Genomic DNA, 4,720 nt, shown 5'->3' with positions numbered 1-4,720 from the left:
TACCAGGAGCAGCCGTTCACGACCAGCATGATCGGCCGGGTCGAGTTGCTCCGCACCTGCCGTCGCATCGACCCGGCCAGTGTGGCGACGGCCAACCTCCTGCTCGGCGACCTCCCCATCGTGCCGCTGACCAGCTGGCTCTACGAGACCGCCGAGAACATCGGGCCACCGACCCTGCGCACCCTTGACGCCCTGCACCTGGCGGCAGCCTTCGAGCTGGGCGACGCGCTGACCGGCTTCGTCGCCTACGACAAGCGCCTCCACGACGCCGCCGTGCTGACCGATCTCCCGGTGCACACGCCGGGGATGCGTTAGAGGAACGCCATCAGGGCGACGCACACGACCCACGACGCGCCCAGCACCTGCAGGACACGGTCGCTGAGGGCGATCTCCTCCGGCTCGCCGGCGGTGCCGCGGTCGACGTCGACGGCATACCGGAGGACGGCCACCACCATCGGGACGATCGAGATGACCGCCCACACGGAGTTGTTGCCCGTCCGCTGGCGGATCTCGAAGGCCCACAGCGAGTAGGTCATGATCATGATGGCCGCGGACGTGGCCCAGACGAACCGCAGGTAGCTGGCCGAGTACTTCGACAGCGACGCGCGGATCTTCGCGCCCGTCCGCTCGTACAGCACGATCTCCGCGTACCGCTTGCCGGCCACCATGAACAGCGAACCGAACGCCGTGACCAGCAGGAACCACTGCGACAGCGGCAGGCCCGCCGCGGCGCCACCGGCGATGGCACGCAGCAGGAACCCCGACGCCACGATGCACAGGTCGATCACCGGCTGGTGCTTCAGGCCCAGGCAGTAGCCGATCTGGACCGCGGCGTACACGCCGATCACCACCAGCAGGCGCCAGCTCGACACCAGCGACACCGCGAACGCCGCCAGGAACAACGCCACCGACACCCCGTACGCCACCTGGACCGGCACGATGCCGGCGGCGATGGGGCGGTTGCGCTTGGTCGGGTGCGCCCGGTCGGCCTCGACGTCGATGGCGTCGTTGATCAGGTACACGGCGGAGGCGACGAGGCAGAACGCCACGAACGCGATGGCCGCGTCGGCGACGACGTCCACGTGGAACACCGGGTTGGCCGCGTACGCCGCGAACGGCGCGGCCAGCACGAGGACGTTCTTCACCCACTGCCGCGGCCGGGCGGTCCTGATCAGTCCACCAACGAAGCCGCCCCGCGACACCGAAGCGGCGGGAGGCACCGCGGTGTCCCCTGCGGCGTCGCTCTCCGCCGTACTGCTCAACGCGCCCGCTTCCTCTTCAGCACCCGCCGGACCACACCGCCGACGACCGCGCCCAGGGTGGCGCCGGCCAGCACGTCACTCGGGTAGTGGACCCCCAGGACCAGCCGGGAGACCAGCATCGGCGGCACCAGCGCCGGCACCAGGTTACGCCCGGTCAGACCCGAGTACACGACGGCGGCCGCCGTGGTGGAGGTGGCGTGCGACGACGGGAACGACAGCCTGCTCGGCGTCTTGACCAGCACCTCGACCGAGGGGTCCATCGGCCGCTGCCGCCGGACCACCCGCTTCACCGCGATCGACGCGCCGTGCGCGGCGACCACGCCGGCGGCGCCGGTGAGCCAGTCGCGGCGGCGGCCGCGGTCGACCGCCGCGCCGACCAGGCCCAGGGCGAACCAGCCCAGGGCGTGCTCGCCGAAGTGCGACAGGCCGCGGGCGGCACGCACGACCGGCGGGCGGCCGATCCGGCGCTGGATCGCGGCCAGCGCCCTGAGCTCGACCGACCGCTCCGGCTCGGCAGGTGACCCATCGTCGGGGACGACCCGCAGCCGGGCCGGAGCAGTGGCCGTCATCACGCGTCCAGGGAGCCGTCGAGCGGCGCACCCTCGGTCAGGTGCGGTGCGACCTTGTTGTCGAACACCGACAGCGCCGAGCCGATGGCCATGTGCATGTCGAGGTACTTGTACGTGCCAAGGCGGCCGCCGAAGATGACGTTCTTCTGCTTGGCCTCGGCCTTCGCCAGCTCGCGGTACCGCTCGAGCTTCTCCCGGTTCTCCGGGGTGTTGATCGGGTAGTACGGCTCGTCGTCGTCCTTGGCGAAGCGGGAGTACTCGCGGAAGATGACCGTCTTGTCCGTCGGGTAGTGCTTGCGCTCCGGGTGGAAGTGCCGGAACTCGATGATCCGGGTGTAGGGCACGTCCTCGTCGTTGGCGTTGACGACCGAGGTGCCCTGGAAGTCGCCGGTGTTCACGACCTCGGACTCGAAGTCCACGGTGCGCCAGGTGAACCGGCCGGCCTCGTAGTCGAAGTACCGGTCGAGCGGGCCCGTGTACACGGTCGGGGTGCCGGCGGGGATCTGGTCACGCACGTCGAAGTAGTCGACGTTCAGCCGGACCTCGATGTTGTGGTGGGCGGACATCTTCTTGAGCCACGCGGTGTAGCCGTCGACCGGCAGGCCCTCGTAGGTGTCGTTGAAGTACCGGTTGTCGAACGTGTAGCGGACCGGCAGGCGCGTGATGATGTTCGCGCCCAGCTCCTTCGGGTCGTTCTCCCACTGCTTGGCCGTGTACCCGCGGATGAACGCCTCGTAGAGGGGACGGCCGATCAGCGAGATGGCCTTCTCCTCGAGGTTCTGCGCGTCCTCGGTCCGGAACTCCGACGCCTGCTCGGCGATGAGCGCGCGTGCCTCGTCCGGGGTGTGCGACTTGCCGAAGAACTGGTTGATGAGGCCCAGGTTCATCGGGAACGAGTAGACCTGATCCTTGACCTTGGCGAACACGCGGTGCTGGTAGTTCGTGAACTCGGTGAACTGGTTGACGTAGTCCCAGACCCGCTTGTTCGACGTGTGGAAGAGGTGCGCGCCGTAGCGGTGCACCTCGATCCCGGTCTCCGGCTCGGGCTCGGAGTAGGCGTTGCCACCGATGTGCGACCGGCGCTCCAGCACCAGGACCCGCTTGTTCAGCTGGGTCGCGACCCGCTCGGCGACCGTGAGACCGAAGAAGCCGGATCCGACGATGACGAGGTCGTAGCCGGAGTAGTTGTCAGAGTTGTCTGCTGGGGCGCTCACGGTGCATACGCTACAAAATGTGTGTCGTACGGTTCATCCGGCTCGCGTCATCACGCTCCGCGCACGGCGTCGGCCAACTTCCCGTCGAGGCTGACGCCGAAGACCCTCGTACCTTTCCCCCTTGGTACGAGGGTCTTCACCCCTGGCGTTCCCCCTGTTTTCCCTTCCGGCTGATCGCCTCACTAGTACTGACGCCTGGGCACCCCGTTACGTTCCCGTGCGGTGCGTCACTCCGCGCGAATTTCGGGGAAAACTTCGCTGACCACACGTTCCAGAGTGCTCAGCCGCGCGGCGTAGACGCCTTCCTCGCGTGGCCAGTGGCTGATGATGTCGGTGAAGCCCAGCTCGGCGGCCCGCCCGGCCGCGTCGCGGAAGTAGTCCACGCTCGACAGCGACAGCACCGGCGCCGCGTCCAGGCTCAGGTAGCGGTCGAGGCCCTCGGTGCCCGGGACGTCGGTGCACGTCTTGGCCAGTTCCGCGACGCCGGCCCACCACTCCTCCACGGTCTCGCCGCCCTTGCCGGTGGTCACCCAGCCCTGGCCGAAACGGGCGGCGAGGCGCATCGAGCGCGGGCCGTTGGCGGCGACGAGGAAGGGCACGCGGGGGTGCTGGGCGCAGCCGGGCGCCGAGCGGGCGTCCACCGACGTGTAGTACTCGCCGGCGATGCTGGTGCGGTCCCGGGTGAGCAGCGAGTCGAGCTGCTCGACGAACTCGGTGAACCGGTCGACCCGGGCCCTCGGGGTGAGCGGCTGGTTGCCGAGGACGTGGTTGTCGTAGCCGGCGACGCCGCCCGAGCCGACGCCGAGCACGAACCGCCCGCTCGAGATGTCGTCCAGGGCGAGGACGCCGCGTGCGAACGGCACCGGATGCCGGAAGTTCGGCGACGCCACCAGCGTGCCGAGGCGGATCCGCCTGGTGACCATCGCCGCGGCGGTGAGGGTCGGCACCGCGTCGAACCACGGGCCGTCGACCAGGGAGCGCCAGCCGATGTGGTCGTAGGTCCAGGCGTGGTCGAAGCCGTAGGACTCGGCCGCGCGCCACCGCTGCTCGGCCAGCGGCCACCGGTACTCGGGGAGGATCACGATGCCAACACGCACGACAGGCACCGTATCCCGGCTCAGTACTGCGGGTAGCCCGGCGGTGGGTAACCGGGCGGACCGAACTGCTGGCGGCGACGCATGGCGCGGCCGGTCGCCGGCAGGACCGCGAGCACCGTGCCCGCCAGCCACACGACCCACGCGATCATGACCACCGCGATGTACTTGCCGCCGTGGTGCGACAGGATCCAGATGATGTCGTAGATGTAGTACACGGTCACCAGCGCGCCGAGCACCGCCAGGACCCACCGCACGAACTCCAGCCGGGCGAACATCAGCGCCGCGAACAGGATCGTCGTGCACGCCACGATCATCGTGATGACGATCGCGAAGTCGAAGTTCGTGCGGTTGTCCGGCTTGAACGCGAAGCCGATGACCGAGAGCACGATCTCCACGCTCTCCGTGGTGCCGTCCCAGCTGACGATGGCGGCCATGAGCGCGAGGCCGCCGCAGACGAGAAACACGATCGCGGTGACGTACGCCAGGGCCGTGCTCGGCCGGCCGTAGCCGTAACCGTACGAAGGGTAGCCGGACGGGGGCATGCCGTACGGCTGAAAACCCTGCGGACCATAACCCTG

6 protein-coding genes are annotated in these 4,720 nt (G+C 69.1%); 1 reads left to right on the top strand and 5 read right to left on the bottom strand.

Annotated features, from left to right (window positions below; genetic code table 11):
* The coding region (locus tag ACJ73U_RS43635; protein ID WP_407783677.1) for a type II toxin-antitoxin system VapC family toxin at positions 1-315 on the top strand (315 nt) is incomplete at its 5' end.
* On the opposite strand, the gene ACJ73U_RS43630 is transcribed toward ACJ73U_RS43635, so the two are convergent.
* The 5 genes from ACJ73U_RS43630 to ACJ73U_RS43610 form a co-directional block, all read right to left on the bottom strand.
* The gene (locus ACJ73U_RS43630; protein WP_407783676.1) at positions 312-1,262 is read right to left on the bottom strand and encodes a decaprenyl-phosphate phosphoribosyltransferase; all 951 of its coding nucleotides are present in this window, start codon (positions 1,260-1,262) and stop codon (positions 312-314) included. The genes ACJ73U_RS43635 and ACJ73U_RS43630 overlap by 4 nt on opposite strands.
* Positions 1,259-1,831, bottom strand: a complete 573-nt coding sequence (locus ACJ73U_RS43625; RefSeq protein ID WP_407783675.1) for a phosphatase PAP2 family protein — start codon at positions 1,829-1,831, stop codon at positions 1,259-1,261. Before ACJ73U_RS43625 ends, ACJ73U_RS43630 begins: the two co-directional genes overlap by 4 nt.
* The gene (gene glf / locus ACJ73U_RS43620) at positions 1,831-3,045 is read right to left on the bottom strand and encodes a UDP-galactopyranose mutase (protein ID WP_407783674.1); all 1,215 of its coding nucleotides are present in this window, start codon (positions 3,043-3,045) and stop codon (positions 1,831-1,833) included. Before glf ends, ACJ73U_RS43625 begins: the two co-directional genes overlap by 1 nt.
* Positions 3,046-3,272: 227 nt before the next feature.
* Entirely contained in the window at positions 3,273-4,142 is an 870-nt protein-coding gene (locus ACJ73U_RS43615; RefSeq protein WP_407783673.1) for an LLM class flavin-dependent oxidoreductase, read from the bottom strand.
* Between the two features lie 20 nt (positions 4,143-4,162).
* Positions 4,163-4,720, bottom strand: a 558-nt coding sequence (locus tag ACJ73U_RS43610) for a hypothetical protein (RefSeq protein ID WP_407783672.1), incomplete at its 5' end; no start/stop codon positions are given.

The sequence above is a fragment of the Actinophytocola sp. genome (assembly GCF_045807065.1).
Classification (GTDB): Bacteria; Actinomycetota; Actinomycetes; order Mycobacteriales; family Pseudonocardiaceae; genus Actinophytocola.
The sequence above is the reverse complement of the archived record's forward strand: the minus strand, read 5'-3'. Positions and strand labels throughout refer to the sequence as shown.

What these genes read in the sequence shown, in the direction of transcription:
- ACJ73U_RS43625 (WP_407783675.1), bottom strand. Translation starts at nt 1,831, where the DNA reads ATGACGGCCACTGCTCCGGCCCGGCTGCGGGTCGTCCCCGACGATGGG.